The sequence below is a fragment of the Kitasatospora sp. NPDC101108 genome (assembly GCF_055584725.1).
In genome coordinates this window covers 1-24,404 of record NZ_JBVJLM010000018.1, presented here as the reverse complement: position 1 = coordinate 24,404, position 24,404 = coordinate 1, and the positions used below count along the sequence as shown (strand labels likewise).

The following is a 24,404-nucleotide window of genomic DNA, read 5'->3' as shown; positions in this document are numbered from 1 at the left end:
GCCCGGTTCGGCGCGCTTGCGTCCCTGCGGGTGCAGGGAGACCGGCCACCCGGTGAAGGGGACCGGCCGGCGGGGGACGAATCTGCTCCACCAGCTGACCTGAATCTATGGCCGGGGGTGAAGGGCCGTCAACCGGGCCGGCCGCTGGCGTTGGCGAGGACGGAGGCGAGGCGCGCCAGGAAGGCGCCGATCTGCGACTCCTCCGGCACGGTGCCGGGCCCGTACTCCTCCTCCCGGTCCGGCCGCCCGTACACGTGGGTGAGGACGGTCCCCGACCCATCGGCGTGCGCGGCGTAGAGGTGGTACTCGGCGTGGCCGGGGCCCGGTGCCGGGACGACTGGTGACGGCTGGCCGCCGGCGGCGAGGTCCAGGCGCGTTCGCGGGTAGGCGCTGGCCCCGACGTAGTAGACGCAGGCGAGGGGGTTGCGGCGGAAGTAGGCGACCAGGGTGGGCATCATCTCGCCGGGTATGAGGAGCCGGGCCGCCATGGCGCGCGGTGGCTCCCGCTCGGGGTCCGGCGGGGCGGGGAAGTCCTGGGTGCGCAAGTAGGCGTCGCTGGCGGCGAGGGTGGGCAGGAACCCGAGGTGGCCGAGCGGGCTGGCGCCGGGGTTCCGGTACCAGCGCTGCTCGTCTTCCACCTGGTGGTCGCGCAGGACGCGGCGCAGGACGTCGTCAATGCCGGTGTAGTGCATGCGGGTGATCGTAGGTCCGTAGACCCGTCGATACGGGGCGCCGTGCCGCCGTAGCGCCGTTTCCACGGGGCGGCGGGCCTCCGGGGCCGGGGCCCGCCCGCGCTCACTCCAGGCGGCGGGTGTAGGCCAGCGCGCGGAGGGCCTCGTTGACCGGCCCCTGGGGGGCTTCCCGCCACACCTGCCGGACGACCTCCGGCAAGACCTTCTCTCGCAGGTCCTTGCCGTGCGCGCGCCGGTCGCGCCAGTCGTCGCCGCCGTTGTCGAGCAGCGCGGTCCGTGCGGACTCCACCAGCAGTTCGCCGAGCTGTGTGCCGGTCAGAGTCCGGCCGGCGGCCTTGTGCAACGCCTCCGTGGTGGCGGCCGGGATGCCTTCGGTGGTGATGAGCCAGTTCGTCATCGTGCTCTGGCTGGGGAGGTCGTAGGTGGCGCCCGGCCGGACGTCGTACGTGATGTGCGACGCGAACTCGCGGCCGGCCCTGGTGCGCTCGCCGCTCAAGTCCGATGCCTGCTTGAGCAGGGCGCCCCGGGTCCTGGCGTCCTTCATGTCCTTCGCGGCGTCGGCGTCGGAGAGGACCGCGTCGAGCAGGTCGCCCCGGTTGAGGAGGAGGGCCAGGGCGTGGGCCGCGCTGTCGTCGTCGGGGGCGCCGCGTGCGATGGTCCCGACTTCGAGGGTCCTGCCGAGGTCGGCGCTGGACCATCCCTGTACGGCGAAGGGCGCGGCGTGGAGGTAGAGCAGCACGCTGTGGTCGGGCAGCGTGATGTCGGCGATCCGGAAGCCGGAGTGGAGGGACAGCCACTCCTGGAGGGCCGTGTGGTCGCCGGTGAACGTGTGCGTGCTGGTGGCGTCGTCGTCCATGGGCCGCATTGTTCCGCAGCGGGTGGGGGCCGGAGGCGGGATCAGGCCAACCTGGTCCGGCCGCCCGCCCACCGGGCGGCCGGACCAGGAGCGGGCGCCTACCGGGTGATCCTGGCGGCGGCGACGTAGCGGGCTTCGGCCCGGCGTCGCTGGCTGCGCACGATCCCGCTGCTGAACCGCCGGAGGGTCAGGCACCGGCGGCGGGCCCGTTCGAAGTCCATCGGGTACTCGTTCGGGCCGAGCGGCTGGAGCACCCGGATGCGGGTCACAGGAGGGCCTTTGCGTCTCGCAGGGGCTGGCACGGCGTCCGGATCTCGCAGCGGACGCACAGGCCGTTCTCGGCGCGGTGCTCGTCCATGGTGAGCCGGGCCTGCGACGCGGCGGTGTTCTCCGCCGACCTCTGCCGGGGGTTGTGCTGGCGCGGCAGCGGAGGGGACGGGTCGGACAGTTTGGCGGGACCGTTGAGGTTCCACGGGTGCGTCTGGTTGTTCGGCATGCGGGGGCTCCCGAGCTCTCGAACGCGGCGGGCCCCGCCGGGAGAATGCGCCGGCGGGGCCCAACTGGGCTGCCGGCCGACGCGGTCCACCAACCCGGGTCGGGGGCCCGGATCTCATCGCGTCGGACGACTGATCAAGAAACTACGGGCCGCCGAACGGCCGGCACAGTGCCAGAACGTCTACCAATCCGTCTTCCAGTTCCGGGTCACCCGGGCCACCGGAGCAGCACGTCGGCAACCTCGGGCACCTGGTGGTGGCGGCGCAGCGCGGCGCGAACGGTCCTGGAACGGCTGAGGGCGCGGGTGGACGGGTTGCCGGCCATCGCCCGGAACATGCGGTCGGCGGCCGCTGCTCCCTCCTCGGGCTCGTTGGCGTTGAACAGGGCGACGGCGAGCCACGAGCTGTACAGGGCGTACTCGCGGGTGTGCGAGGGGTCGTAGGTCGTCAGGACGGTGCGCAGCAGGGGGACGGCGCGCAGGGGGCGGCGGAGTTCGGTGTAGACGCGGGCCTGCATCACCTGCTGCTCGTCCCAGTTGACCCAGTAGAGCCAGCGGCGGGGGTCGGCGGCCGCCGGCCCCTCCTCGTCCGCCATGGCGGTCTGGTCCATCGCGCTGTCGATCGCGGACAGCGCGGTGCGCTGGTCCCCGGCGAGGGTGGAGACCCAGGAGAGGCGGGCGGAGGTGAGGGCCTGGGCGCGGACGGAGCCGCCCGCGGCTGCGTGCTCGGCGGCCCGGACGAGTTCGAGGCCGCGCGGGACGTGGCGGCGCCCCTGGTTGGCGGTCCAGTAGCCCCAGGAGCCGAGGAGGTGGGCGGTCAGGGGGCCGTCGCCGGCGATCCGGGCGGCGTCCACTCCCTTGCGGAACAGGGCGGCGGGGTCGTGGGTGCCGGCGGTGTCCGTTGCCACCCACCCGGCGAGCTGCGCCATCTCCGCGATGCCGGTGAGGAGGCGCCGGCCGACGTCCTCGGTGTGGCTGGTGCCGTTGTACAGGTCGATGGCGTCGTCCAGTTCGCGGACGAGGGTGTCGATCAGGTCCGCGCCGGCGAGGAAGTCGTCCGCGAGCCGGAAGCCGTGGACGCGGCGCAGCAGGGCGTCCGCGTTGCCCATGCCGATCCGGTTTCCCACGCTGGTGCCGAGGGCGGAGAACTCGGTGCCGGGCGGGGTGCAGGAGGCGATTATCTCGGCGGGGGTGGCGCGCGGGTAGCCGGCGCCCCCGGTGCGGCGGGCGGCCTTCGTCGCGGCGCGGGCGCGGCGGAGGCGGTCTTCGTCGACGTCCAGGACGGTGGCGAGGAAGGGGAGGTAGACGGGGCTCGGGGTGCGGCCCTCGTACTCGGTCTCCCACCGCCACACGTCGTTGCGGGTCGGCACGTGCCTGTGCCCGCTGGCCGTGGCGATCTTCCGTGCGACGTCCTCCTCGGTGAGGCCGAGGTGGCGTCGGCGGGTGGCGATGAGTGCGCCGATCCGGTCGTTGGTGCCGTGCCCGTCCATGCCCGCTCCCCTGCTCGGCCTCACCGGCTCCGTGTGGACCGTACCCGTTCGAGTCCCGTTCTACGGCCGGGCGTTCGGGCCGGTGGGTGGGCACGGTGACGACGTGATCAATTATGGGCGAGGGCCTGCGGCGGGAGGGTGAACGGTCCGCTTACCGGACGATCTTGTATCTCCGGGGGCGCACCGGCGGGAACGGGCGCAGGCTGGGGGTATGGCCGAGGACCGGGACGCGGAGCTTGCCGCCCTCGCCCGCCAGGCCGTGGCCGCCTCGGGCGGCCTGCGGCTGCTGGTCGAGCGGATGGGCGATCTCGGCTGGCGGATGCAGGACTACGGCGTCGAGGACCTGCTCAACGTCGTCTCTGCCTTGCGTGGCACGGCGATCATGATCGCCATCGACACCGGCGACATGGACCTGTACGAGGAGGTCACCGGCCGCCGGATGCACGAGGTCCGTGATGCCCCTGGGTGGCTTCGGGATCACGGAGGCGACGACTAGCCCTAACCGGTCCGGGGTGGCCGTCCCGACCGCCGGGGGCGTGGTCGCGCGGTGCCGGCCGGGGGTGCTACCCGGCGGTGAAGGTGGCGGGGACGTCGTCCGGGTAGGGGTCGGCGAGCTTGGGCATGTCGGCGGGCACCGGGCCGCCGATGGCGTGGGCCTGGGCGAGGATGTCGGCCATCGACGTCTCCCCCTTGCGGCGGCTCCTCGCGCCGTCGCCGAGGATGGCTTCCGCCATCTGGTCGAAGCACCGGTAGATGCCTTGTTCCGCCTGCTTGATGGTGGCTGTGACCTCGTCGCCGAGCGCGGCGACGACCCGGTCCACCTCCGGCTGGACTGCGGCCTCGACGAGGGTGGGCAGGACGGTCCTCGCCTCCTTGATGGCGGCGTGGAGGTCGGCGAGGAGTTCGCGGGCCTCGCGGACCTCCTCGCGTATCTGGTCACGCAGGGCGGTGAGCCCCTCGGCGGTGTCCGCCGGCGGCTGGTGGGTGGTGCGCTTGCGACTCATGCGGTGAGGCTACCGGCGGGCGTCCGCTGCTCCGGGACGCGCGCCGCGCCGTACCGGTCGGACGTGTCGGTGAAGCCGCGCAGGGCGGTGGTGAAGCCGCGTACGGCGGTGGCCCACCTGCGGGTCGCGGTGGTGTAGGTGGTGCCGGTGGCGATGGCGGTGGTGAAGAGGTCGAGGGCGGCGAGGTCGCCGTCGAGGAGGGCGCGGACCTGGCGCTCGGCGGCGTCGGGGTCGGTGCCGCCGGCGACCATGGAGGCGACGATGTTCCGGCCCCGGCCGGCCCGGTACTCCTGCGGCGGGTCGGCGAGGTCGTTCATGAAGCACGCCGCGTTGCTGAACCGCATGAGGACGTCCTGCACCCTCGGGTTCACCCACTCCCCGGACGGGACGAACGCCCCGGTGGCGAGTTCGCACCACCCGGCGGCAACGAGCATGCCGCCGTCCGTGTGCCGGGCGGCGAGGTAGGCGTCGAGGGCGGGCGTACGGCCGGGCCGGTCGTAGAGCCGGTGGTTGTCGTGGGCGGTGAGGAGCCAATGGAGGATGTGGTCGCGGTAGCGGCGCCACCAGGGGACGGTGGTCGCCGTCCGGGTGTCGTGGCCGAGGGTGAGGGCGGCGGCCGCGAGGGGGTGCGCGGCGCCCGGCGGCGGGTACCCCTCGATCGCGCGCCGGCAGTCGTCGACGAAGCGGGCGACGGTCCCCGGCATCTGGGTGCGCGCGGTGGTGTCGAGGTAGTCGTCGCACAGCCACATCCAGACCATCCAGCGGACGGTGGTGGCGTGCCCCTCGGTGCCGAGGTGGGTGGGCCAGGCGGTCGCCGCGAGGTCGACGTAGCCGTGGCGGAGGTAGTCGACAGGGGTCGTGCCGGGCGGGGCGATGTCCGCCTGGGCCATCCACGCGGCCGTTGTGCGCCGTAGCTCGTCCCGCACCGCCTGCTGCTCCATCACGCCACCGCCCCGCCCGTCTGCTCCCGATGATCCCGATGGGACTGTCATACCAACGCTGAGCAGGGGTTAAGGGCGTGGGGCGGCGGGTGGTGGAAAGCGGCTCGTGCGGGTGGCATGTGCCCGGAGTCAGGACCGCTTGAAGCGGCGCAGGATGCGGCGGCGGTGCTCGGCCGGAAGCCCCTCGGGCGGCTCCGGCGCCGGCGGGCGGGCGGCGAGTCCTATGCGGGCCTCCGCGACCCGGAGGGCGTCGCCGTAGCGGGCGGTGAGGCGGGGGAAGGCGGCGGGGTCCAGGAGGTTGAAGACGACGGGGTGGGTGCCGGCGTCGAGGCGCAGTTCGAGTATCTCGGGGACGCGGCCGTAGCTCAGGCAGCCGCCGGCGATGGCGGTGAGGAGCCTGGTCGCTGCGTCCTGGGCCGCTCCTTCGACGAGGGAGCCGGGGGTCCAGTAGATGACGATCTCGGGCAGGCCGTGGGCGGTGAGGCCGGAGGTGACGAGGTAGTCGCGGCCGTCCGGGGCGGTGTCGAGGTCGAGGTCGAAGGGGTGGCCCTTGGGCACGATGGTCTGCACGTCACTCCTCATCGATGGCGGCCGCTGCTGCGCCCCGGCTGGCCTTGCGGAGGATGCTGGCGCGCTGGCGGGCGGTCAGGCCGCCCCACACGCCGAACTCCTCGCGGACCAGGAGGGCGGTGTTGCGGCAGGTGTTGCGGATCGGGCAGGGGCGGAAGTTGCACGCGGCCGCCGACGCCCGGTTGACGGCGGCGGAGCGTGAGTACCAGTTCTCGGGCTTCTCCCGGCAGGGCATGAGGTCGGTCGGGGTGGCGGCGGTGGCGGCGCGCAGCTCGGCGACGGCGGCCGCCGGCGTCGTCGCCTTCGGGTCGTCCGGTGCGGGGTCGGGGGCGCCGGTCACGGTACCGATGTTGCCCCGAGGGTCGGACAATCCGGGGCAACCTGGTCGGGGTCGTACCCGTCGTCGAGCGCTTCGAGGAGGGGCCGGCCGTCCGGGGTGGACAGGGTGGGGTCGCCGGTCCACCAGTGGCAGTACCCGCAGTACCCCTCCTCGAGGTCCCGGGGGTGCCAGGAGGCGCGGGCGCAGCGGGGGCAGGTGAAGGGGGTGGTGGTCATCGGCGCACCCTACCTACGGCCGTCCGGCCGGGGACGGTCCGCGTCCGGGGCGCAGTAGCGTGCACACCATGACGAAGAACAGCGTGGACAGGCGGGCGGCGGCCGCCCGGGAGCTCCTCGACGGCTGGATCGCCGACGTTGCCACCGCCCAGGCGTTCCCCGGGGCGCACTGGACCCTGGACGGGGACGGCCGCCTCTGCGGCGTTGCCGAGAGCGAGGAGGACGCCGCCGTCTGGGCCGACTACCTCGGTATCGACCTCACCCGCACCGAGACGGGAAGCCTCAGCGGGAGCCGGGACTACACCCCCGACGACCCGTGCGGTGTGGTGGTGCCGGTCACCCTGATGAGCAAGACGTCCTGAACGGCGGCCGCCACCCCGCCTCTTCGGCCTCACCTGGCGCGCAGGGCGATGACGGCGTGTGCCTTGGCCGCCTGCGCGCACAGGATGGCGCCGGCGACGGCCAGGACGGCGAGGTCGGGACGGCCGATGGCGGCGAGCGCCGGGGCCCCGGCGGCGAGGAGGAGGGCGGCGGCGAACCAGTGGAGGGATATGTGGTCAGTGGGACCAGGGAGTCCATACACCGTTGATCACCTCGGAGAGGGAGTCGAGGACGGGGAGCCGGTCGGCGGGGTCGAGCCGGGTGAGGTGGAGGTCGTTGGTGGCGATGGCGGCCGCGATGCGCAGGACGGCGCGGTCGGAGGCGGTGGCGGGGGTGTCACGGAAGTAGCCGCCGGAGGGGTGGCGCATCATCGGCCCGATCTGCCCCCACCGCACGACGGTGCCCGCTCCCCCCTCCTCGTGGTCGATCCAGTTGGAGAGGTGGTTGATCAGGGGCGGGCGCAGCCAGCGGCCGTGACGGTCGAGGAGGTGGATCGCGCTGCACTGCGGCCCGGGGGCGGGCGAGGCCGCGGCTGTGCGGTAGAGGTCGGTGAGGAGGGTGGTGGGGTTCAGGTCGTCACCGGGCATCGCCGGCCGCCCCGGTGACGCCCGCTGCGCCCTGCTGAGTGCCGGCGTTCACACGGTGTCGCTGTACGTGGTGTAGGTGGCGAGGAACCGGTGCTTCTGCTCGGTGGTGTGACCGTCCCAGCGGCCGGCGGGGTCTCCGGGGTCACCCTGGGGGACGTGGTGGAAGAGGTGGATGTTGGCCGGGGAGATGTGCCAGGTGAGCCAGCGGGTGGGGGCGGGGCGGCCGAAGAGGCGGTGGGCGAGGCGGGCCAGGGGCAGCGGGAGGCGGCCGCGCCCGGCCGGGGTGCGGAACTCGATCCGCAGGATGTGCCAGCCGGGTTCGTCGACGTCCGGGGCGGGGTCGAGGGCGGCGCGGTGGTGGCCGTCGCGGGTGAGGTAGGCGAGGACGTTGGCCAGCTTCTCGTACGCCTCGGTGACCGCCCCGGTGTCGTCGGCGGTGGGTGAGGGGGTGAGGAGGTCGGCCAGGACGTCGGCGTCGGCCGCGTTCACCTGGTAGATGCCGGCGAGGGCGTCGGCGGTGCCGGCGCCGGGGTTGTCGGGGCGGATGCGGCCGCCCGGGTCGCGGTCCCAGCCGATGCCGAGGAGCTGCATCGGGACACCGGCACGGCCGGCGGCGGCGACGAGGCGCTCGGCGGAGAGGCGGCTCACGCGGCGGCCGCCGGAACCGGGTCGGTGTCGGCGTGCTCGGCTTCGTCGTCCGGGTCGGCTTCGTCGTCCGGGTCGGCGTCGTCGTCCAGGTCGGCGCCGGCCGCGACCATGGCGTTGCGGAGGTCCTGGAACCCGGCGACAAGGCGGCGCAGGTTGTACCCGAGGTCGGACGCCTCGATCCGCTCGGCGATCTCGGCGCACGCGGTGTCGTCGAGGACCAGGAGGTGGCGGTGGCCGCTGTCGTCGCCGGCGTGCTGGACGGTGAGGCCGACGTCGATCCCACGGCGGGTCAGGGCGCGCAGCAGGGCGACGACGGGCATCGTGTCGTCGCCCTGCGCGTCCGGGGTCACCACGTGGCCGTCGAGTGCCGGAGGTGTGTCCGTGGTGGGGTCGCCGTCCGGCCCGGCCGGTATGCCGGCGTCCCCCGCCGTGATGCTCTCCACCGCTGCGCCCCCTCGTTCGCCCACGGTCGCTTTGACCGGTGCTTGACGATCAGTTGACCTCGAACGGTAGCGGTTCCTGACCCTCGATCGGCGTAACGCGCTTCCGCGTGGCGCGTCGCGCTCGCTGGCCGGTCGGCTGCTGCTGCTCCGGTGCCGGTGCGGGCGGTACGGCCGGTGCGGGCGGCGGTGCGACGACGCGGAGTTCGCGGCGCAGCAGGCTGACCGGGTACGGGGCGGTGTCGCGCGTGTTCGCCGGCAGGGTCTGGCCGGGGTGGATGAAGTCGAAGTGCGACTGGATGCCCCACGCCCCGCCCTGGATGACCAGGTCGGGGCAGTGGGGGCAGCGGTGGCGCCAGGTGTCGGAGTCGTCGAGGTGGAGGGGGTCGTGGACTCTCGGCGCAGGGCTCATGGCGGGGCTCCTGACGGTCGGTCGGGGTCAGGCTCCTCGACGGCTGGCCGCGCGGGCGCGGCGCCACTCGTCGTTCGGCGGGACGGCGTCGGTGCGGCGCCGGGGCTGCTGCTCGGCGGCGCCGGGGACGGCCTCGAAGATTCCGCGCCTGCCTGCGTTGTTCGCGTGCGTCACGGAACCCGTACCTGTCTGATCACCTGTACCCTCCCCGACTTCCCAAACCCCCGTAGAGGAAGAAGGGGTGGTGTCGTGAGGGTTCTCCGGAGCACTGTCGTGACGGTGCTCAAGAGCACTGTCGTGACGGTGCTCCTGCGGGAACTGTGGTGACGTCACGCTGGGGAGGTTGTCCACAGGCGGGTCGTAGGACTCGATCGGGGGGCTGACCCGGGGGTCGGGGACGGGGATGCCGGCGCGGCGCAGCTGGCTGCGGGCTCGGCGCTGGGCGAGGGCGGGGACGGTGTCGCGGCGGCGGGCGTCGCGGTTGATGCCGAGGGCGGTGGCCTGCTGCCACATGGCGTCGACGGGGAGGGCGCCGTGGCGGGGCATGCGGAGGGCGTAGGCGCCGCGCAGTCCTCGGCCGGGTGCGCGGCGGATGACGACGGTGCCGGAGGCTATGAGGATCTTGAGCGCACGGCTCGCGCTCTTGGTGGTCATGTCCACGATTTCTACCAGTGCGGGTGGGCAGTAGGACGGGTGCCCGACGCACAGGGCGTTGCCGCGTCGGGCGGAGACGGAGAACTCGACCTGCTGGGTGGTGCGGTCGTAGTGGTCGCCGAGGTAGAGGGCGACGAGCAGGATGTCGCTGGTCGGCATGCCAGCGAGTTCGCGGGCGTGGTAGGCCATGGCGCTGATGAGGGCGAGGCGCCAGGTGTGCGGCTCGAACCTCGTCGTGATGATCTCGGGCATCTCCTCGGTGGTCTGTGCAAGTCCGGTGGCTGTGGGCACTGAACCGCTCCTCGGCGCTCGGGGCGAAGGGAATCCGGGCGAGGAGTCGAGGGGTTGGGGCCGGCTTTGTCGGGCCCCCCACCCAACTCCTCGTGAAGCGGAACCGTACCCTCCGACGCTGACGTTTGGGCAGGGTTTCTGATGCGGCACGTGCATTTCCCGTGCAGGACATGCACGCCTGCTGTTGTTGCGGCACGGTCATCTGTAGATTCGGGGTACGGCACCGTGCTTTTCGCCACGACCCAAGGACGGCCCCATGGACGCCACATCCACGAGGTTTGTTCAGGCCGTCCGTCTCGGATTGACGCAGACGCAGCTGAAACAGCGTCACATCGCCGAAGCCCTCGGCGTGCACCCCAGCCTCGTGAGCCGCAAGTTCGGCGGCCACGTCACGTGGGAGGTGCCCGAGATGGACACGGTCGCCCAGCTCTTCGGCGTCGCGCCGGAGCAGTTGATTGACGGACGGTTCGCGTGGATCGCTGACCTCGATCCCGCCGGCGTCCGGAACCGGCTGGAGACCCTGGTCTCCAGCCGTGAGCAATCCGCCTGAACAGCACAGCACCGCACCAGAACCACAGAGCCAAGGACGTTGACCATGCTGAACACCACCCCGGGACGCCGCCACGCCCCGGTGTCCGACCGCCACCACCATCGGGCGGCCGCCGATGCCTGACACCACCAGCGACACCCTCCCCACCCGCGTCGTCGACCGCTACGGCACCGGATGGGTCCGGCAGGCCCGCAGCGGGGAGTATTGGCCCCCGGCCGCCGCGACCGACCCGAGCGGCGAACTCCTCGACCCCGCCACCCACGACACCCTCGTGGCAACGCGCGGACCGCTGCGCCCCGTCGAGGCGCCGGAGCCAGGGGACCTCGACGCCCTGGTGACGGCCTTAACGGCCGCTGGGGCGAAGGCGGCCGCGTCCCTCGCGGTCGCCCTGTACCGCCTCGTACGTGACCCCGGCCGGCCCGCGTACGAGGTCATCGCGGGGCGCCCCGGGTCGTGGGAGTCGCAGTACCTGTTCCACCAACTGGCCCTCGACCACGGATGCGACCTGGGCACCCGGCCGAACCGGTACGACGACGCGGCGGTGGAGGAGATCCTCGCCGTCCTGCGCCGCTGGACGCAGTCGCCCGACCGGTTCGTGGAGGTCGCCGAGAACCTGTGGCCCGCCTTCGCCCAAGCCGCGGAAGCGCTCGGCGGGTGGAGCAAGGCGACGGACCAGTGGCTGCGCACGGCCGGCGGGGAACGGCTGCGCCACTACCTCCTCCACACCCCCTGACGCCCGGGTGACCCCCGGGGGTGGGGCCGGCCGCGTCCACCATGGCCGGCCCCACCCCCGGACCCCACAACGGCCACCACACGAAGGACAGGACGGATGGACGACAACACGACGGCCCCGGCGGGCGCACCGGTGCCCGACCGCCGGTGGATGCCGGAGGCGAAGGCGCTGCGCGCCGCCCTGGACGCCATCGACCCCCGGGCCCGGGCCGACGCGGCCGGCGACCGGTGGAAGGGGGACGTCACCGCCCCTGAACTCGCCGGTCAACTCGCCGCCGTCCTCGAACAGGTGGAGGCGGGCATCCCGCCCCTCGACACCTGGGCGAAGGACGACTTCCGCGACGGGTACGCGCGGGTGATGGCCGGCGCCTCCTACCCGGACCGGGACCGGCGCGAGCGCCTGGTCCTCGGCGCCCACGCGGTCCGGTCGGCCCGCGACACCGAGCTGTTCCGCACCGCCGCCGGCGCGGACGGCACGACGGTCAACCGCGCGGCGCTGGCGTGCGCGTCCCGTACGGCGGAGATCACCGGGGCGCTGCTCCTCGTCGCCGGTACCGGCCACGGCCCCGCCGCCCTCCAATCCCTGCTGTCCGTCCGGGACTTCCTCAACCGGCTCGGTGACGCCGTCGACGTCCTCGTGGCCGCCGAGGAGGCGGCCGGTGCCGTCGCCGGGAGTACCGGGGCGGAAGGGTGATCGCGGCGGCCGCCGTCGTGGTGTTCGGCGCACTGGGGGGAGCGTGGATGGAGCGTGCGCGCCGGACCTTTCTGATTCACGCCTCCCACCGCGCACGCGTCGGCGACCATGAGGGAGCCGGGGCACTGATACGCCGGTCCGGGTGGTGCGCGTACGCCGCCATCACGGACGCAGTCCTGACCACAGCAACGGCAACGGCATTCACGATGGAGTGGTAGCGATGACCAACGAGCGCGGTGGAGAACGGCGCTGGGACGGCAACACCGGTCAGTTCATCCGGGTCGACGGGCCCGACTTCGCCCCCGCGTGGGTAGCCATCGGCACCCGGCTGCGCGACCGCGCCGGCCGCTCGGCCCACATGACGCTGCCGGAGGCCACTGCCGGCATCCAGCACGCGTTCAGGGACTGGATCACCAACGTGACGGGCGTCGCCGCGCCGGTCGGCGGCGGCCAGGACGTGCAGACCGCGCTCTCCAAGGCCACCAAGGCGCTCATCGCCACCCGGCGGACCAGCAGCGGCCACAAGGGCATGGACCCCGTCATCGACGGCCTCGCCAACGCGGCCGGCCACGTCAACGCCGGCCTCTCCCCCACCATCGATGCCACGACCGCCAGCCTGTACTGGGCCTGCGCCCACCAGTTCGTCGCGGAGGCCCAGGAGGCCGCCGCCAGCCTCGGCGCCCGCACCACCGGCGGCGAACCCCCGGCCAACGACACCACCGCAGCCTGACCGCCGTCCCGCTGCGCCTTGGCCGTGTGGGGTGCAGCGGGACGGCGCGGAACCGTGGCCCCGCCGCCACCTACCTACGATCGGACACCACCGCACCGTGATTCCCCGCCGGACCGCCCCCGATGGCCTCGAAGCCGCCCTCCAGGCGATCAGCGCCCACACCGCCCACGTGGCGACCAGCCCCGACCACGAGGACGACGGCCTCAACTCCGTACGCACCCTCGACCAGCAGATCGAGGACCTGGCCGTCGCCGTCGCCAACCTCCACTCCAACCCGGCCGCCCTCGCCCGCGCCATCGAGGCGAGGGCGGTTCCCACCGGGCCCGACGCCGACTCCAAGGCCCTGGCCGCCCGCGCGCAGTTCCTCGTCGACGCCGTCCGGTGGCGTACCCACGACGGGAAGACGGCCATCGAGGACGCCAGGGAGGCGACGGAGGAGCTCAACGCGGCGAACGCCGAGGTCGAAGGGCTCACCCCCGAGGGCGTCGGGCCCGCGCAGCCCACGGACGAGGACGGGTACACCCCGCGTACCGAAGCGGCGCAGGCCGGCGACCGGTACGCCGGCAACGTGCTCCGCGTCTACACCGCCGCCATCACGGCGACCGAAGAGGCTGCTGCGCGCGCCGCCGAGCTGCTGCGCTGACCGCCGCCGGTATGACTTATCGCGGCATTGCACACCGGGTGCCCGCCGTCCGTAGAGTGGTTGGTGTCGGTCGGTCCCTGGGGGCCGGACCGTGTGGTCGGCCGTTCTGACGCACGGCCGATGGATCACAACGCCCTGGAAGGCCCCGAGGCCCGCGCCTCGGGGCCTTTGGCGTGCCGGCGGTCAGCAGCGTGCCCGGCCGGTGTGGATGAGGTCGGCCAGGGCGTCCGCCGTCGCGACGGGGATACGGGCCAACGGGGTGCCGTCGCGCAGGAGGACCAGGTCGACGGCGTCGCCGGTGCCGACGAGCCACGCGTCGAGGTCCTTGGTCAGCTCGACCGTGGTCGAGCGGTGCGCGCCGTCGAGGGTGCCGGCGTCGCAGTAGTCGGTGTCGCACCATCCGGGGTGCGCCGTGTTGGTGGCCACGCACCCGATCCTCGCCCGCCCTGCCGGCCGGTGGGCCACGGCCGGGCCGGACCGTCGTCCGGACGGCGGACACGCCGCACCACACCGGCGCGGGTGTCGGTGCCCGCCTCTACCGTCCGTGGACATGACCTCTCCTGATCGTCACCCCGACGTCGCCCGCCAGCTGCGCCACCTCGAGACCGCCGGGCGTCTCCCTCCCCACCTGCACGCCGTCGCGGAGCCGCTCCGTCAGGCCGCGCTCCAGGTCGTCGCGCTCCTGCCCGACAGCCCCGACCTGACGTACTTCCTGCGCCAGCTTGTCGGCGTGAAGGACGGCCTGGTCCAGTGCCGGGTCGACGCGGAGGAGGCGGGGGGCGCCGTCCCGGCCGGGCCGCCGCCGGCGAACCTCACCCTCGCTGACTCCGGCAACTGCTGCGGCGGCGCGTGCGCCCGGCCGGCGCCCGGCGGCCCCGGGGACGTGGCGTAGCGGGACTGCCGAGGTTGGCGCGGTGGTGGCCGGCCCCCCTACTCCTGGGGCCGGCCACCACCGCCGTACGACCCGGTAGCATCCCGGTAGCCGGTTGGGGCCCCGGAATCGGGGTCTGAACCGGACCGGCTCGCGCAGCAGGAGCCGCGGCTCGAAAACCCTGGGTCGCCGGGGAAGGCACGAGCGAGGGTGGGATGCCCACTGCTGCACCAACCGGCCTACGACGCCGGCGGTGCGCGCCGCTTCCAGGGCCGGTGGATCACATCTCGGGCAGCCCGAACAGGAACTGCAGGGCGCGCCGCTTCGCGCGGTCCGGCTCGGTGCCGAGGTCGAACCGGAGGGGCCGGTACTCCTCGGCGGCCGCCTCGTCATACCCGAGCTCGATCTGTGCCAGCGCCAGCGACCCGGGAAACTCCTCGCCCAGGTCGATGAGTTCGTCGATCGTCGCCTTCTGCGGGAGCGGCCGGGTCACCAGGATGTAGAACCCGAAGTCCGCGCTCACCACCGCCTGCCCCGCCTCCACCGGGAACGGGTTCCCCACCGGGAACGGCGCCTTGCCCGCCAGCGCCTCGGCCAAGGGGTGGTGCAGCACCTCGCCCCGGGTGCCGGTGAGTTGCAGCCGGGTGCGCTCCCCCTGGCTGTTGGTGAGGTAGGTGTCCGGGCGGATCTGGTGCCGCTGGGCGAAGACGCGGTACATGCTGGCGAGCTGCTGCGCCTGCGGGTCCTCCGCGTCGGGGTGGTAGAACCAGCTGATGACCGTGGGGAGCGGCTCCCCGGTACGCGGGTCCTCGGCGACGTCGTAGTTAACGACGAGTTGGAACGGCTCGTACGGCGTGGTGGTAGGGCTCATGGCGGCATGGTGTCAGCCGCCACCGACGCCGTGCCGGTCTCCCAGGTCAGCGGGATACGATCGCCCGATGGGACGAATCGAGATGCGTGACGGCCGGCCCGTCCTGGTCACCGTGCGGGACGAGGCGCCGGTGTCGCTGACCTGCTCTCTGTGCACCCGCTCCGGCGTGATGCCGGAGCCGGGCGACTACCGGTCGATGGCGGCCGCCGGGTGGGCCTGGCGCGGCCTGAACGACCGCTTCCACAAGATCGGCGCTGACTACTTCCTCGTCTCCTGCCCGGACTGCCCGTCAGTCCTCGACCATCTCCCCGGGCCAGTGGACGCCTCGGCGGCCGAGCCCGAGGCGCAGCCCGCCGCCTGACCCTGCATCGGGCCGGGGCGGCCGCCGAGGTGGTAGTGGCGGTTGTAGTCGCACATCATCTGCGCCCGGACCCGCCCGGGCTCGATGGTGGAGAAGACGGCCCACCAGGTCGCGGCCGCGCCGGTGAGCGCCCGGTCCGGATCGCCGGCCGTACGGTCGACGACGTCGCCCAGCAGCCGGATCACCGCCGCCGGCTTCTCCAGCCACGGTTCCAGGTCGGCCAGGCCGACCGCGTCCAGCTCCCTCTTCGTCCAGGTGACAACGTCGGCCGCAGCCGCGCGCCGCTGCTCCTCGCCGAACCGCTCCCACGCTGCGCCGTTGCTCTGCACGTGCTGCTCCTCGGGGTCGTAACGCCCTGCCAACCCGGACCGTACAGGCGGGGTCTGACAACGCGTCTCCGCTGGTCAGAGGGGGTGCGCGGGCATCTCTTCCGATCATCCCTCCACCCGCGTCCCGCCGCGCCGCCACGCTTCGAGCCGAGGGGGCAGCCCGAGGCCGTCTCCGTCCCGCACGGTGAACTTCGCCCAGTCGTCCTCGAGGCCGCGTGGAAACAACGGCATGCCGGACGGGTACTTCGTCGCGTGCCGGCGGTTGGGGTGGAGGGTGACGAAGACGTGGTGGACCTGGCCGCCGCCGACGTCGCGGGTGAGGGCGGCGTGGTGCGGGCGCCAGAGGCCGAGGAGGACCCGGGCGGGGTCGGAGACGGGCATCCGGGTGGGGGCGAGGTGATGGGACAGCCCTTGCGGCCGGCGGGTGAGGAGGCAGTAGTGGTCGCCGTCGTCGAGGTCGGTCCAGCGGATCGCGCACAGCTCTCCTGGGCGGGCCTGCCACTCCCGGCTCCACGTGGCGTAGAGGGCACGGCGGACCTCGGCCGGGCCGGCGCCGGGGGCGGCGGCCGCGTCCCAGAGGAAACGGAGCACCTGCCGCGCTTGCCGATCTTGGACCCCCGGGCGCGGGTAGCGGCTTGTCTCTGTGACCTTGCGTGGCACCGGAGTTGACCCCTTCTTACACGTCGTTCACCCCCGGGGACCTTTTCAACGTCAGTGCATGAGGACCTGTTTTCTCCCTCTTGGTCGGACGCCGTGGCGGGGCGCCGGGGGGTCAACCGCCCTGCCGGAGTTGACCCTAGGCGGGGCCGTGGGCGGGCGCAGGACGGACGCGGAGACGACGAGGGCCGTTCCGCCGTGGATGGCGGTACGGGGCCCTGTGGGGCGTCCGGGCGGCTTCGGTGGATCACCCTCCAGCGGAAGCGGCCGGTGGCACACTGACGGCATGCTGACGATCACGCACGAGATCGGCCCCGTCGAGGTTCTCCACGCCATCCCGGCGCTCCCGAGTTGGCACCACTGCTCCCGGTCGCACGGCTTCCACTGCCGGATCGTGTTCTCGCTGTTCCTGCCGGACGACATGATCGGCGGTGAGCCGGGGGTCCGGCTGCGCGTCGCGGCGGCGGAGCTGGATGCGATCCCGGGGCCGCTGCACATGCAGGACATCGGGGCCCTGGTGGAGCCGCCCGCCGTCCGGCCGGATCTCGACTGGCTCGCCGGGTGGGTCCACGAGTGGATGGCCGCCCGGCTGGGTGCGGACGTTGGCGACTACCTGATGGTGACGATCACCGCATCGGCCGTCGAGGGCACGCGCCCCGCGACCTCTCGCGGGCGGGCGGTCCGGGAGGCCGTCGAGGTGTGACGGGCACCCGTTCGAGCGGTAGAACTGGATGAGCCCGCCGGGTTGCGGCGGGCGCTGGCCGAAGGAGCCGCTGGTGTCCCTCCCCCCGTTGTCTCCTGAGGAGCTCGATGCGCTCCGGGTGGCGGTTGACCGCCACCTGGCCATCCGAGAGGAGGCCGCCCGCCGCCGTCAGGCGGGCGGCCAGGTGGACATCGTCCGGCTCGACGTCTGGTGCGACACCTGCGGGGTCCTCGCCGGGGGTGAGTTCCTTGTCGACGCCGCCCTCACCGGGGCCGCCCGGCTGGAACCTGTCCGGGATCGGGTGCGCGCGGCCGGGTGGTCTTGCACCGACCGGGGCGACTTCTGCCCGGATCACGTACCGGTGTGACAGCTCGGGCGGCCGCCCGGTCAGGCGAGTTTGGTGGCGGCCGCCGGCGGGCGGACGTCGGCGGGGAGATCGGTGTCACACCAGTACTGGGTGCCGGTGCGGTTGGCGCGGCCGGTGCGCTGGGTCACCTTCCACACCACCGGGTCCGCGCACATCGGCCCGCCGGCCCGGACGCGTTCGAAGACCGAGGCGCAGGTCTTCATCCGGCCGATGATCAGCTCCCCCGTCTCGTAGTGGCGCACCGGCGGATTGGCCGGCCACTGCCCGGGCCACTGCCCGGCGATGTACGTACGGCGCTGCCGGCGGGCACCGGGGCGGGGTTCGACGAGTTCGTCCCACGTCCACGTCTCGATCGGGCTGCTGCAGGTGGGGCAGAGGGGGAGCCGGTGGTGGGGTTCGACGTAGACGGTCGGGCCGAGGCAGGTGATGCAGAGTTCGCGCAGCAGGCACTCCCCCTGCGAGGACCACGCGCTGTGGAGGCGGCGGCGGGCGTCGTCGAGTTCTGAGGTGGAGATGCCGGCGGCGGCCGCGAGGTAGGCGACCCGGGGCCGGGGAACGTGGACATTGGGCTTGCCGAGCAGATCGATGAGGAAGGTCTCGGCGGGCGTCGGGGTGTGGGTCACGGGGTGCCTTCGGTACGGGACGGGCCCCGCGCCGTCGTGGTGACGGTGCGGGGCCCGTGCGGGATGGTCCGGTGGTTCAGCGACGGGTGCGCGGCTCGTCGCCCCGGCGGCGGCGGTGGCGGGAGTCGGGCGGGCAGCCGATCGCGTCGCAGACGAGGGTGAGTTGGATCGGGCTGAGGTTGCCCGGGTACCAGCACACCACGCCGGTCTCGTCGGGGTCCTCGACTTTCGGGATGATGGGCTGGTCGTCGAACCGGGCGGCCTGGCGGGCCTTGACGTCGGCCGCCGACACGAGGCGCAGCGCGATCTCCGAGAGGGCGTAGGAGTCGCGGTGCCGGCCGAGGGCGTGGCCGGCCGCGTCGTGCCGGGCGGCGTCCATGGTGGTGTGGACCATGACGCTCTGGACCTGGCAGGCCCAGCAGACCCAGATGATCCCGATGTCGAGTTTCATGGACTCGCGCAGGTCGGCGAGGATCTCGTCGACGGACCTTGTCGCGGCTGGTTGCTCTTCCACGGCCTTCATGTGGGGTCCAACGACGGTCGGGTGGTGGTGGGCACCGTTGCTCACGCCTCGTCCGGGGAGAACGTCGTCTCGGTGTCCGTGAGGCTGCCCCAGATCATGCGGACGGGGCCGGTGGTGTGGTTGGGGTCGGGGGTGTAGCGGGGGTGGTCGTCGGCGAAGGTGTCGGGGTCGGCCCAGACGGGGTGGTCGGTCGGGTCCTCGGGGAGGAAGAGGGCGCGGAGGGGGAACAGCATGAAGCGGGGTTCGTAGCGTGTCTCGCCGTCGAACGGGCCGCCGATGAAGGTGACCGGGTGCTGGGTCCAGACGTGGTTGAGGGTGCGGCCGTCCGGGATGCCCAGGTAGTGCTGGGAGTCGAAGCCCGTGCGGAGGCCGGCGGTGTCGACGCCGGCCGCGCGGCAGATCGCGGCGAGGAGGTCGGAGCCGGTGTAGATCTGCCCGTCGTGCATCCACACCAGGTAGCCGGTGGTGGGGTCGCCGCCTTCCTCGGCGGTGAGCCACAGGGCGCGGTCGCGGCGGTACAGGTCGCCGGAGCACCAGGCGGTGAGGCGGGTGACCTCGGTCGGGGCCTCGTTGGGCCACCTGACGTCGAGGAGGGTGCCGGCGGGGATGCCGCCGGCGTCTCCGGCGAGGAGGGCGGCCGCGCAGACCTCGCGCTGGTCCGGGACGGGTGCGGTCGCCGCGTCGGGGGTGTGCCCGCGCACCTCCTCGGCCCGGACCCGGTTGTACTCGGCGTAGAGCCGCGGGGTGCTGGTGCGGGTGCGCCAGGCGTGCATCCGCTTGCGGATGTCGGCCGCCGGGGCAGTGCCGGCGAGGACGGTGGGGTGCCTGGAGACGATGTAGGAGATGGCGGCTTCCCGCTGGTCGAGCGTGTACTCCGTGCCGAAGCGGAGGTCGTCGATGGTGCGGAGGACATCGTCGGTGGGGCGCAGCAGGCGGGCGGGGGCGGGGGCCGTGTGGGGGTGGTTGTCGTGGAGGCGGGCGTGGCTGTAGGCGTCGCGGGCGCGGGCGTCGGTGATCAGGTTCCGGAGGGTCTGCCAGCGGTCGGCGGCGCTCTTGTGGCTGTCGGTGGCGTTCTTGGCGCCGTCGCTGGTGGCGACGAGGTAGGAGGCGATCGTCTCGCGCTGCTGTCGGGTGTAGTGGGTGCCTGGGGGGACGGCGTCGATGTCGCGGAGGAGGTCGTCGGAGGGGCGCGGGGGGTAGAGGGGCGTGACGTCGCGGTGGTGCCAGGTGCTGGTCTTGGTGAAGGGGTTGTGGTCGGGGTGCGGCGGGCGGTCGGCGAACTGCGGCGTGCTGACCTCGTAGACGGGGCCGTCCGGGGTGCGTGTGTGGGCGTTGACGATGCCGGTACCGCCGGGGACGTCGCGGGCCCACGGCTGGTCGTGGTGCCACAGGCGGGTGCCCCAGGGGTACGGGGTGGTGGCGGCGGGGTCGTCGGTGTGGATCGGGGTGTTGTACATCGGTGTGCTGGTCCCTTCGTGGGGCCGGCCGCCCGGGTTGGGCGGCCGGCAGGGGTGGTCAGAGGGTGGTGCGGTCGTCGTCGGTGAGGAGGGCGGCGAGGTCGAGGGCGCCGGCCAGCTCGTCGGCGAGGTCGTCGAGGTCGATGCCGTCGTGGGTGGCGAGGTAGTGCGAGGCGGCGTCGTCCAGGCGGGCGGTGGCCGCGTCGTGGTCGGTGACGAGGACGCCGGGTGCGTCGACGATGTGGGAGGCGAGGTCGGCCGGGGTGCTGTCGGTCAGCTCGGGGGCGTTGAACCAGGTCTCCAGGGCGCTGCGGATCGCGGTCACGGCCGTGTCGCGGGTGGTCGTGGCGGTGAGGTTGGCGTTGTCGACGGCGGCGATGAGGTCGGCGACCGTGCCGTTGGTGGCGGCGGCGTCGATGGCGTTCAGGCTGTCGGGGGCGTGGTCGGTCACGGTGGTTTCTCCGGTTGGGTGTGGGTCGGCCTGGCCTCAGTAGCGGGGCCAGGTGGTGCCGTTGAGGTCGTCGCAGTCGTCGTCGTGGTCGGGCGGGAGCCAGCAGAAGGTCTCTCGGCCGATCGCGTCGTGGTTCATCGCGTCGCAGACGGGGCCGCCGGGGTGCGGGACGGAGGCGTCTTCTTCGCGCTCGGCGGCCCGTTCGTTGGCCCTGCGGGTCTCCCAGCCACGGCGGGACCGGCGGGACCGGGCGGCGCGTGCTTCGGGTGAGTTGCGGCGGGCCTGGCGCTGGGCCTCCTGCGCGGCCCGGGCGGCGTCGCCGGCGGCGGCGAGGCTGTCGAACAGGTGGCGGATGAGCGCTGCGGGGTCCGTGGGCCGCTGGTGCGGGTTGGTCATGGCGTGCTGTTCCTCTCCCCCTTGTGCTGGTCGGGGCCGGCGGGGTGGCCGGCCCCGACCAGTGGTCAGAGGTGGTTCGCGGAGAGGTGCGAGGTGCGCTGCGCTTCGAGGGCGGCGAACTCGTCCGAGTACTTGCGGGCGAGGCGTTCGGCGGCCCATGCCCGCGCCTCGCCGTTGATGTCGTACGCGGTCCTCGCCGGGAGGAGCGGGCCCCACATCCGCCAGGCGTACATCCAGTTCACCGTGGTGCCGGTGCTGTGGAGGGTGAGGGTGATGTCGTCCTCGTCCGGGTTGGCGGGGAGGTGGACGGTGTAGTGGGCGCCGTTCGGGCCCACCACGGTCTGCCGGTCGGTGAGGGTGGCGGCTACGCGCTCTTCGAGGTCGGCGGGTTCGGTGCCGGCGCACGGCCAGGTGTGGACGGCTTCCCAGCCGTTGGGGGCCAGGCGCCGAACGTTGAGGTCGCCGGCGAGGCCGGGGCGGTCGGTGCGCTGGAAGCGGTAGGCGACGCCGCCGATGCGGCGCTCCCAGACGAGGCGGGGCACGACGGTTTCCACGGTCCGGTCGGCGGTGATGTCCTCGCGGGTGTCCATGTACGGCTCGATCGCGTGGCGCGGGGTGGGCCGGGTGGCCTGGGCGGCGGGTTCGGTGTCCGTGAGCACGGCGGTGAGGCGGCCGGCGTACTGCGCGTTGAGTTCGTCGAGGTGCGCGGTGGTGAGGTAGTACTCGGTGTCGGGCCGGGGGTCGAGGTGCGCGGCGATCTCTCGCAGGTCGGCGCCGGAGATGATGGTGATGTCGTCCATCTCGGCGAAGCGGGCGCGGACGTCGCTCGTCCCGATGTTGACGAGGCCGGAGGACTGGACGATGGCGAGCCAGGTGGCGGGTCCGTCCGCGACTGCCGCCCGGACGTGCTCCTCGGTGAGGGCCGGGGCGGGGCGGACCGGACGGTGCGCGCGCGGTTCGGCCGGCCGCTCGGCGTCGCGGGCCTCTGCCTCCGCCTCCTCGACCACCTCCTTGCAGGGGCGGCACCAGACGCGGGCGGCCTCGGTGTCGGTGGCGGGGCGGACCGCGTCGGGGTGGGCGTAGCGGGTGCCGCACGTCTCGCACTTCGGCGGCATCGGGATGACCTGGTCGGTGTCGCGGTGGGTGATGGTGACGGTGAGCTGGACACCCTTGCTCTCCGACGTCTCGATCAGGTCGGCGCGGTAGCGGATCGCGTCGAGCGGCGTCTCCTTGACGGTGGTGAACGGCTTGTCGTCGTTCCACTGGGCGCGGATGCGCCACGGAAACCTCTGCCCCTTGTTGGCCATGCGGGTGCCTCCCTCATCCGTGTTTCGATGACCTAAATCTATAGCAGGGCGGTGATGCGCACAAGCTGGGCACCAGAACTGACGCTGGGTCACCGGGTGCGGCGGAGGGGGCCGGCCCCAACGGGCCGACCCCCTCCGGTACCTCCACGTCCGGCTACTCGCCGGCGCCCCCGGCCGGCACCGGCAGCACCGCGTACATCGCAGCCGCTTCCTCCAGCACCTCCAGCACCTCGGCCGCCGCGAGGACGGCGGTGTGCGCGATGTCGAGGCGCCCGACGTCCTCGGCGGCCCGGTCGTTCCCCCGCGACTCCGGCCCCGGGTGCGGGGCGCCCGCCGCACGGGCCTCGTCCAGGAGGTTGCGGTACGCGCTCTTGCGCCACACCAGGAGGCGCTCCACGGCCGCGACGTGGTCGGCCATCTCCTCCGGCGTCGGTTCGCCGGGCACCGCCTGCGTGTCCTCCAGCAGGCCGCCGGCCAGCTCCAGGGTGTAGGCGGGGTTGGGCGTCAGGCCCGCGAGGGCGGCGATCAGGTTGGTGACCTGGTGGGTGACGTCCCGGACCTGGTCCTCGTCCACGGCGGCCTGCGTGTGGGCGTGCAGGGCGTGCAGGGCGGCGACCAGCTGGAGTTCGTTCGGCATCGTGGTTCCTCCGGTCCGGGCGGGGTCAGGCGGCGTCGAGTTCGGCGGCCTGGAGACGGTGGGCGGATGCCTGCGCCGCGATCTCGGCCGCCTCGTACGCGGCGCGCTGGACGTCGAGGTGCTCCAGCGACTCGTTCTCGTCCGTCTGTGCCCGCTCGTAGTCCTCCTTCGCTTCCCGGGTCGGGTCGGCCGCGTGGGCGGCCGCCGTCTCCTCGCGCATCCGGACGGCGTCCTCGTACAGCCGCTCGGCCTGGTCGAGGTTGCGTCGGCGGTGCACGGCGAACTGTCCGGCCACGGCCCGGCGGTGACGCAGCGCGCCGAGGTCGGTTTCGCCGGTAGGGGTGTCGAAGGCCGGGGTGAGGGTGCGGGCGTCGTCGAGGACGGTCAGGGTGTCGGTCGTGAGGGTGAGGAGCCCGGCGATCAGGTTGGCGATCTGGGCGTCGAGGTCGACGACGTCGGCGGGGGCGGAGTGGATCGTGTGGGCGTAGAGAGCTTCGGCGACGCCGGCGGGGAGGTCGAGGGTGGCGTGCCGGCCGGTCCGTACGCTCGCGGTGGGACCGGTGTCCTGGCCCGTCCTCGGGCCCGGGGCCGCGTCGTCGGGGGTCGGGGCGGTGGTGGTGGCGATGGTGTCCTCCTGTGGCGTTTCGGCGGGCCAATGCTTGCGGCATCCGGGCCGGTCGCAGCGGGCGGTGGTGTCGATCTCGGCGGCGGGACGCAACTCGGCGATGTCCTCGTTGAGTTCCTGGTTCTGGTTGCAGGCGGCGACGGCGCAGCCGTACGCGTGGCCGGTGCCGGTGACGGCGATGTGCAGCCGCAGACGGTCCGGGTACCAGGGCCGGGCGATGCCGGTCGGGTAGCCGGCGAGGGGGGCGCCGTCGTCGGTGAGGAGGCGGCGGGGGGCGGTGCGGTTCACGCCGGGGCCGGCCGCCGCGTACTCGCGTTCGTACGTGGCGGCGTCGACGGTGGCGGGCGGGTTCACGCCGGCCGGGCCGGGGTCGCCCAGGCCGCGCCGTCGTTCCACTCCGTCTCGTCCTCGCCCTGGTGGTCCTCGTCGGGGTCGTGGCCCGGCTCCAACTGGCACTGGTAGGTGTCGAGGTAGGTGTCGTCGTTCGGGTTGTCGATGACGACGTACGCGGTGCACGTGTCGGGGTCCAGGGGCGGGGCCGGGGGGCGGACGCCGACCGTGGGGAAGACGGCGTCCAGGACGGCGCGCAGCACCCCGTCCGGGAGCGGTTGGCGGTTGAAGTCCAGTACGTTCCTGGCCCTCTTGAGGGCGGTCGCGTAGACGTCGGGGTCGATGGGGTCGGGCAGGGGGCGGGTGTGGGCCATGGCGGGCCGGTCCTCTCTGGTTGGCGGGGTCGGGCGGGGGGGGGGCCCCCGCCCCCCCGGGGGGGGGGGGGGGGGGGGAGCCCCCCAACAACGTAACCGGGGGCCCCCGGGTGGTGGGGTTTGGGTAAACGGCGGGGGCGGGGGCGGCGCCGGGGGAGG

At 73.4% G+C, this 24,404-nt stretch carries 39 protein-coding genes; 10 read left to right on the top strand and 29 right to left on the bottom strand.

The genetic code is table 11. The features are described from left to right. Positions 1 to 128: 128 nt before the first annotated feature. From ACZ6Z8_RS29915 to ACZ6Z8_RS29895, 5 genes are all read right to left on the bottom strand, one after another. Positions 129 to 692 (bottom strand): hypothetical protein, encoded by a 564-nt coding sequence (locus ACZ6Z8_RS29915; protein ID WP_465613155.1) that lies wholly within the window; start codon positions 690 to 692, stop codon positions 129 to 131. A 103-nt stretch (positions 693 to 795) separates the two neighbouring features. Next, positions 796 to 1,548: a hypothetical protein gene (locus ACZ6Z8_RS29910; protein WP_465613154.1), complete on the bottom strand. Its 753-nt coding sequence runs from the start codon at positions 1,546 to 1,548 to the stop codon at positions 796 to 798. Positions 1,549 to 1,646: 98 nt separating this feature from the next. Continuing rightward, positions 1,647 to 1,817: a hypothetical protein gene (locus ACZ6Z8_RS29905; protein ID WP_465613153.1), complete on the bottom strand. Its 171-nt coding sequence runs from the start codon at positions 1,815 to 1,817 to the stop codon at positions 1,647 to 1,649. After that, on the bottom strand, positions 1,814 to 2,044 hold the full coding sequence (locus ACZ6Z8_RS29900; RefSeq protein WP_465613152.1) for a hypothetical protein: 231 nt from the start codon (positions 2,042 to 2,044) through the stop codon (positions 1,814 to 1,816). Before ACZ6Z8_RS29900 ends, ACZ6Z8_RS29905 begins: the two co-directional genes overlap by 4 nt. Before the next feature lie 206 nt (positions 2,045 to 2,250). Further along, the gene (locus ACZ6Z8_RS29895) at positions 2,251 to 3,531 is read right to left on the bottom strand and encodes a transcriptional regulator (protein ID WP_465613151.1); all 1,281 of its coding nucleotides are present in this window, start codon (positions 3,529 to 3,531) and stop codon (positions 2,251 to 2,253) included. Positions 3,532 to 3,742: 211 nt separating this feature from the next. On the opposite strand from ACZ6Z8_RS29895, the gene ACZ6Z8_RS29890 reads away from it, so the two are divergent. Continuing rightward, positions 3,743 to 4,027 (top strand): hypothetical protein, encoded by a 285-nt coding sequence (locus ACZ6Z8_RS29890; protein ID WP_465613150.1) that lies wholly within the window; start codon positions 3,743 to 3,745, stop codon positions 4,025 to 4,027. A 67-nt stretch (positions 4,028 to 4,094) separates the two neighbouring features. On the opposite strand, the gene ACZ6Z8_RS29885 is transcribed toward ACZ6Z8_RS29890, so the two are convergent. The 5 genes from ACZ6Z8_RS29885 to ACZ6Z8_RS29865 form a co-directional block, all read right to left on the bottom strand. Then, on the bottom strand, positions 4,095 to 4,535 hold the full coding sequence (locus ACZ6Z8_RS29885) for a ferritin family protein (RefSeq protein WP_465613149.1): 441 nt from the start codon (positions 4,533 to 4,535) through the stop codon (positions 4,095 to 4,097). Further along, on the bottom strand, positions 4,532 to 5,476 hold the full coding sequence (locus ACZ6Z8_RS29880; protein ID WP_465613148.1) for a terpene synthase family protein: 945 nt from the start codon (positions 5,474 to 5,476) through the stop codon (positions 4,532 to 4,534). Before ACZ6Z8_RS29880 ends, ACZ6Z8_RS29885 begins: the two co-directional genes overlap by 4 nt. 129 nt (positions 5,477 to 5,605) lie before the next feature. Further along, complete coding sequence (locus tag ACZ6Z8_RS29875; protein ID WP_465613147.1) at positions 5,606 to 6,046, bottom strand: hypothetical protein; 441 nt, start codon at positions 6,044 to 6,046, stop codon at positions 5,606 to 5,608. 1 nt (position 6,047) lies between these two features. After that, the gene (locus ACZ6Z8_RS29870) at positions 6,048 to 6,386 is read right to left on the bottom strand and encodes a WhiB family transcriptional regulator (protein WP_465613146.1); all 339 of its coding nucleotides are present in this window, start codon (positions 6,384 to 6,386) and stop codon (positions 6,048 to 6,050) included. Beyond that, on the bottom strand, positions 6,383 to 6,601 hold the full coding sequence (locus ACZ6Z8_RS29865) for a hypothetical protein (RefSeq protein WP_465613145.1): 219 nt from the start codon (positions 6,599 to 6,601) through the stop codon (positions 6,383 to 6,385). Before ACZ6Z8_RS29865 ends, ACZ6Z8_RS29870 begins: the two co-directional genes overlap by 4 nt. A 68-nt stretch (positions 6,602 to 6,669) precedes the next feature. On the opposite strand from ACZ6Z8_RS29865, the gene ACZ6Z8_RS29860 reads away from it, so the two are divergent. Further along, positions 6,670 to 6,963, top strand: a complete 294-nt coding sequence (locus ACZ6Z8_RS29860; RefSeq protein WP_465613144.1) for a hypothetical protein — start codon at positions 6,670 to 6,672, stop codon at positions 6,961 to 6,963. 29 nt (positions 6,964 to 6,992) lie between these two features. On the opposite strand, the gene ACZ6Z8_RS29855 is transcribed toward ACZ6Z8_RS29860, so the two are convergent. From ACZ6Z8_RS29855 to ACZ6Z8_RS29830, 6 genes are read right to left on the bottom strand one after another with little or no spacing between them, the layout of a single operon-like run. Further along, a complete protein-coding gene (locus ACZ6Z8_RS29855; RefSeq protein ID WP_465613143.1) occupies positions 6,993 to 7,184 on the bottom strand; it encodes a hypothetical protein in 192 nt (63 codons plus the stop codon). Beyond that, positions 7,159 to 7,569, bottom strand: a complete 411-nt coding sequence (locus ACZ6Z8_RS29850; protein ID WP_465613142.1) for a hypothetical protein — start codon at positions 7,567 to 7,569, stop codon at positions 7,159 to 7,161. The genes ACZ6Z8_RS29855 and ACZ6Z8_RS29850 overlap by 26 nt, the downstream gene beginning before the upstream one ends. A 48-nt stretch (positions 7,570 to 7,617) precedes the next feature. Then, a complete protein-coding gene (locus ACZ6Z8_RS29845; RefSeq protein ID WP_465613141.1) occupies positions 7,618 to 8,217 on the bottom strand; it encodes a hypothetical protein in 600 nt (199 codons plus the stop codon). After that, positions 8,214 to 8,660, bottom strand: a complete 447-nt coding sequence (locus tag ACZ6Z8_RS29840) for a hypothetical protein (RefSeq protein WP_465613140.1) — start codon at positions 8,658 to 8,660, stop codon at positions 8,214 to 8,216. The genes ACZ6Z8_RS29845 and ACZ6Z8_RS29840 overlap by 4 nt, the downstream gene beginning before the upstream one ends. Positions 8,661 to 8,709: 49 nt before the next feature. Then, positions 8,710 to 9,069 (bottom strand): hypothetical protein, encoded by a 360-nt coding sequence (locus ACZ6Z8_RS29835; protein WP_465613139.1) that lies wholly within the window; start codon positions 9,067 to 9,069, stop codon positions 8,710 to 8,712. A gap of 27 nt (positions 9,070 to 9,096) precedes the next feature. Further along, positions 9,097 to 10,014 carry a hypothetical protein gene (locus ACZ6Z8_RS29830; RefSeq protein ID WP_465613138.1) on the bottom strand — a complete coding sequence of 306 codons (918 nt, stop codon included), beginning with the start codon at positions 10,012 to 10,014 and terminating at the stop codon, positions 9,097 to 9,099. Positions 10,015 to 10,270: 256 nt separating this feature from the next. On the opposite strand from ACZ6Z8_RS29830, the gene ACZ6Z8_RS29825 reads away from it, so the two are divergent. From ACZ6Z8_RS29825 to ACZ6Z8_RS29805, 5 genes are all read left to right on the top strand, one after another. Further along, positions 10,271 to 10,564 carry a helix-turn-helix domain-containing protein gene (locus ACZ6Z8_RS29825; protein WP_465613137.1) on the top strand — a complete coding sequence of 98 codons (294 nt, stop codon included), beginning with the start codon at positions 10,271 to 10,273 and terminating at the stop codon, positions 10,562 to 10,564. A gap of 115 nt (positions 10,565 to 10,679) precedes the next feature. After that, positions 10,680 to 11,297: a hypothetical protein gene (locus ACZ6Z8_RS29820; protein ID WP_465613136.1), complete on the top strand. Its 618-nt coding sequence runs from the start codon at positions 10,680 to 10,682 to the stop codon at positions 11,295 to 11,297. 96 nt (positions 11,298 to 11,393) lie between these two features. Then, complete coding sequence (locus ACZ6Z8_RS29815; protein WP_465613135.1) at positions 11,394 to 11,990, top strand: hypothetical protein; 597 nt, start codon at positions 11,394 to 11,396, stop codon at positions 11,988 to 11,990. A gap of 220 nt (positions 11,991 to 12,210) precedes the next feature. After that, positions 12,211 to 12,720 carry a hypothetical protein gene (locus ACZ6Z8_RS29810; RefSeq protein WP_465613134.1) on the top strand — a complete coding sequence of 170 codons (510 nt, stop codon included), beginning with the start codon at positions 12,211 to 12,213 and terminating at the stop codon, positions 12,718 to 12,720. A gap of 97 nt (positions 12,721 to 12,817) precedes the next feature. Continuing rightward, positions 12,818 to 13,363 (top strand): hypothetical protein, encoded by a 546-nt coding sequence (locus tag ACZ6Z8_RS29805; protein WP_465613133.1) that lies wholly within the window; start codon positions 12,818 to 12,820, stop codon positions 13,361 to 13,363. A 183-nt stretch (positions 13,364 to 13,546) separates the two neighbouring features. Here ACZ6Z8_RS29805 and ACZ6Z8_RS29800 read toward each other — a convergent pair whose 3' ends face one another. Then, positions 13,547 to 13,789 carry a hypothetical protein gene (locus ACZ6Z8_RS29800; RefSeq protein WP_465613132.1) on the bottom strand — a complete coding sequence of 81 codons (243 nt, stop codon included), beginning with the start codon at positions 13,787 to 13,789 and terminating at the stop codon, positions 13,547 to 13,549. A 124-nt stretch (positions 13,790 to 13,913) separates the two neighbouring features. Here ACZ6Z8_RS29800 and ACZ6Z8_RS29795 point away from each other — a divergent pair, with 124 nt between their 5' ends. Next, entirely contained in the window at positions 13,914 to 14,255 is a 342-nt protein-coding gene (locus tag ACZ6Z8_RS29795; RefSeq protein ID WP_465613131.1) for a hypothetical protein, read from the top strand. A 259-nt stretch (positions 14,256 to 14,514) separates the two neighbouring features. Here ACZ6Z8_RS29795 and ACZ6Z8_RS29790 read toward each other — a convergent pair whose 3' ends face one another. From ACZ6Z8_RS29790 to ACZ6Z8_RS29780, 3 genes are all read right to left on the bottom strand, one after another. Beyond that, positions 14,515 to 15,105, bottom strand: a complete 591-nt coding sequence (locus ACZ6Z8_RS29790) for a hypothetical protein (RefSeq protein ID WP_465613130.1) — start codon at positions 15,103 to 15,105, stop codon at positions 14,515 to 14,517. A gap of 258 nt (positions 15,106 to 15,363) precedes the next feature. Next, on the bottom strand, positions 15,364 to 15,795 hold the full coding sequence (locus ACZ6Z8_RS29785) for a hypothetical protein (RefSeq protein WP_465613129.1): 432 nt from the start codon (positions 15,793 to 15,795) through the stop codon (positions 15,364 to 15,366). A 105-nt stretch (positions 15,796 to 15,900) separates the two neighbouring features. Next, on the bottom strand, positions 15,901 to 16,386 hold the full coding sequence (locus ACZ6Z8_RS29780) for a hypothetical protein (RefSeq protein ID WP_465613128.1): 486 nt from the start codon (positions 16,384 to 16,386) through the stop codon (positions 15,901 to 15,903). Positions 16,387 to 16,738: 352 nt separating this feature from the next. Between ACZ6Z8_RS29780 and ACZ6Z8_RS29775 the strand changes: the two genes are divergently transcribed. Both ACZ6Z8_RS29775 and ACZ6Z8_RS29770 read left to right on the top strand, forming a co-directional pair. Further along, the gene (locus ACZ6Z8_RS29775) at positions 16,739 to 17,155 is read left to right on the top strand and encodes a hypothetical protein (protein ID WP_465613127.1); all 417 of its coding nucleotides are present in this window, start codon (positions 16,739 to 16,741) and stop codon (positions 17,153 to 17,155) included. A gap of 73 nt (positions 17,156 to 17,228) precedes the next feature. Continuing rightward, positions 17,229 to 17,522 (top strand): hypothetical protein, encoded by a 294-nt coding sequence (locus tag ACZ6Z8_RS29770; RefSeq protein ID WP_465613126.1) that lies wholly within the window; start codon positions 17,229 to 17,231, stop codon positions 17,520 to 17,522. Positions 17,523 to 17,542: 20 nt separating this feature from the next. On the opposite strand, the gene ACZ6Z8_RS29765 is transcribed toward ACZ6Z8_RS29770, so the two are convergent. The 9 genes from ACZ6Z8_RS29765 to ACZ6Z8_RS29725 all read right to left on the bottom strand — a co-directional run bounded on the left by ACZ6Z8_RS29765 (position 17,543) and on the right by ACZ6Z8_RS29725 (position 24,245). Continuing rightward, positions 17,543 to 18,145, bottom strand: coding sequence for a hypothetical protein (locus tag ACZ6Z8_RS29765; RefSeq protein ID WP_465613125.1), 603 nt, complete (start codon positions 18,143 to 18,145; stop codon positions 17,543 to 17,545). Between the two features lie 76 nt (positions 18,146 to 18,221). Next, on the bottom strand, positions 18,222 to 18,668 hold the full coding sequence (locus tag ACZ6Z8_RS29760) for a hypothetical protein (protein WP_465613124.1): 447 nt from the start codon (positions 18,666 to 18,668) through the stop codon (positions 18,222 to 18,224). A 41-nt stretch (positions 18,669 to 18,709) separates the two neighbouring features. After that, positions 18,710 to 20,125 (bottom strand): hypothetical protein, encoded by a 1,416-nt coding sequence (locus tag ACZ6Z8_RS29755; RefSeq protein ID WP_465613123.1) that lies wholly within the window; start codon positions 20,123 to 20,125, stop codon positions 18,710 to 18,712. 58 nt (positions 20,126 to 20,183) lie between these two features. Next, entirely contained in the window at positions 20,184 to 20,576 is a 393-nt protein-coding gene (locus tag ACZ6Z8_RS29750) for a hypothetical protein (RefSeq protein WP_465613122.1), read from the bottom strand. Positions 20,577 to 20,612: 36 nt separating this feature from the next. After that, positions 20,613 to 20,972: a hypothetical protein gene (locus tag ACZ6Z8_RS29745; protein WP_465613121.1), complete on the bottom strand. Its 360-nt coding sequence runs from the start codon at positions 20,970 to 20,972 to the stop codon at positions 20,613 to 20,615. Between the two features lie 65 nt (positions 20,973 to 21,037). Next, positions 21,038 to 22,279, bottom strand: a complete 1,242-nt coding sequence (locus ACZ6Z8_RS29740) for a hypothetical protein (protein ID WP_465613120.1) — start codon at positions 22,277 to 22,279, stop codon at positions 21,038 to 21,040. Between the two features lie 154 nt (positions 22,280 to 22,433). Next, positions 22,434 to 22,916: a hypothetical protein gene (locus ACZ6Z8_RS29735; protein WP_465613119.1), complete on the bottom strand. Its 483-nt coding sequence runs from the start codon at positions 22,914 to 22,916 to the stop codon at positions 22,434 to 22,436. Between the two features lie 25 nt (positions 22,917 to 22,941). Next, complete coding sequence (locus ACZ6Z8_RS29730; RefSeq protein WP_465613118.1) at positions 22,942 to 23,937, bottom strand: hypothetical protein; 996 nt, start codon at positions 23,935 to 23,937, stop codon at positions 22,942 to 22,944. Next, positions 23,892 to 24,245 carry a hypothetical protein gene (locus ACZ6Z8_RS29725; protein ID WP_465613117.1) on the bottom strand — a complete coding sequence of 118 codons (354 nt, stop codon included), beginning with the start codon at positions 24,243 to 24,245 and terminating at the stop codon, positions 23,892 to 23,894. Before ACZ6Z8_RS29725 ends, ACZ6Z8_RS29730 begins: the two co-directional genes overlap by 46 nt. Positions 24,246 to 24,404: the final 159 nt, after the last annotated feature.

Bases quoted from the DNA above. Each gene is read 5' to 3' on its own strand.
- ACZ6Z8_RS29910 (WP_465613154.1), bottom strand. From the start codon at position 1,548: ATGGACGACGACGCCACCAGCACGCACACGTTCACCGGCGACCACACG.
- ACZ6Z8_RS29745 (WP_465613121.1), bottom strand. From the start codon at position 20,972: ATGACCAACCCGCACCAGCGGCCCACGGACCCCGCAGCGCTCATCCGC.
- ACZ6Z8_RS29790 (WP_465613130.1), bottom strand. From the start codon at position 15,105: ATGAGCCCTACCACCACGCCGTACGAGCCGTTCCAACTCGTCGTTAAC.
- ACZ6Z8_RS29850 (WP_465613142.1), bottom strand. From the start codon at position 7,569: ATGCCCGGTGACGACCTGAACCCCACCACCCTCCTCACCGACCTCTAC.
- ACZ6Z8_RS29860 (WP_465613144.1), top strand. From the start codon at position 6,670: ATGACGAAGAACAGCGTGGACAGGCGGGCGGCGGCCGCCCGGGAGCTC.
- ACZ6Z8_RS29880 (WP_465613148.1), bottom strand. From the start codon at position 5,476: ATGGAGCAGCAGGCGGTGCGGGACGAGCTACGGCGCACAACGGCCGCG.
- ACZ6Z8_RS29895 (WP_465613151.1), bottom strand. From the start codon at position 3,531: ATGGACGGGCACGGCACCAACGACCGGATCGGCGCACTCATCGCCACC.
- ACZ6Z8_RS29815 (WP_465613135.1), top strand. From the start codon at position 11,394: ATGGACGACAACACGACGGCCCCGGCGGGCGCACCGGTGCCCGACCGC.
- ACZ6Z8_RS29735 (WP_465613119.1), bottom strand. From the start codon at position 22,916: ATGCCGAACGAACTCCAGCTGGTCGCCGCCCTGCACGCCCTGCACGCC.
- ACZ6Z8_RS29835 (WP_465613139.1), bottom strand. From the start codon at position 9,069: ATGAGCCCTGCGCCGAGAGTCCACGACCCCCTCCACCTCGACGACTCC.
- ACZ6Z8_RS29865 (WP_465613145.1), bottom strand. From the start codon at position 6,601: ATGACCACCACCCCCTTCACCTGCCCCCGCTGCGCCCGCGCCTCCTGG.
- ACZ6Z8_RS29760 (WP_465613124.1), bottom strand. From the start codon at position 18,668: ATGAAGGCCGTGGAAGAGCAACCAGCCGCGACAAGGTCCGTCGACGAG.
- ACZ6Z8_RS29890 (WP_465613150.1), top strand. From the start codon at position 3,743: ATGGCCGAGGACCGGGACGCGGAGCTTGCCGCCCTCGCCCGCCAGGCC.
- ACZ6Z8_RS29810 (WP_465613134.1), top strand. From the start codon at position 12,211: ATGACCAACGAGCGCGGTGGAGAACGGCGCTGGGACGGCAACACCGGT.
- ACZ6Z8_RS29915 (WP_465613155.1), bottom strand. From the start codon at position 692: ATGCACTACACCGGCATTGACGACGTCCTGCGCCGCGTCCTGCGCGAC.
- ACZ6Z8_RS29885 (WP_465613149.1), bottom strand. From the start codon at position 4,535: ATGAGTCGCAAGCGCACCACCCACCAGCCGCCGGCGGACACCGCCGAG.
- ACZ6Z8_RS29775 (WP_465613127.1), top strand. From the start codon at position 16,739: ATGCTGACGATCACGCACGAGATCGGCCCCGTCGAGGTTCTCCACGCC.
- ACZ6Z8_RS29900 (WP_465613152.1), bottom strand. From the start codon at position 2,044: ATGCCGAACAACCAGACGCACCCGTGGAACCTCAACGGTCCCGCCAAA.
- ACZ6Z8_RS29825 (WP_465613137.1), top strand. From the start codon at position 10,271: ATGGACGCCACATCCACGAGGTTTGTTCAGGCCGTCCGTCTCGGATTG.
- ACZ6Z8_RS29740 (WP_465613120.1), bottom strand. From the start codon at position 22,279: ATGGCCAACAAGGGGCAGAGGTTTCCGTGGCGCATCCGCGCCCAGTGG.
- ACZ6Z8_RS29725 (WP_465613117.1), bottom strand. From the start codon at position 24,245: ATGGCCCACACCCGCCCCCTGCCCGACCCCATCGACCCCGACGTCTAC.
- ACZ6Z8_RS29755 (WP_465613123.1), bottom strand. From the start codon at position 20,125: ATGTACAACACCCCGATCCACACCGACGACCCCGCCGCCACCACCCCG.
- ACZ6Z8_RS29795 (WP_465613131.1), top strand. From the start codon at position 13,914: ATGACCTCTCCTGATCGTCACCCCGACGTCGCCCGCCAGCTGCGCCAC.
- ACZ6Z8_RS29820 (WP_465613136.1), top strand. From the start codon at position 10,680: ATGCCTGACACCACCAGCGACACCCTCCCCACCCGCGTCGTCGACCGC.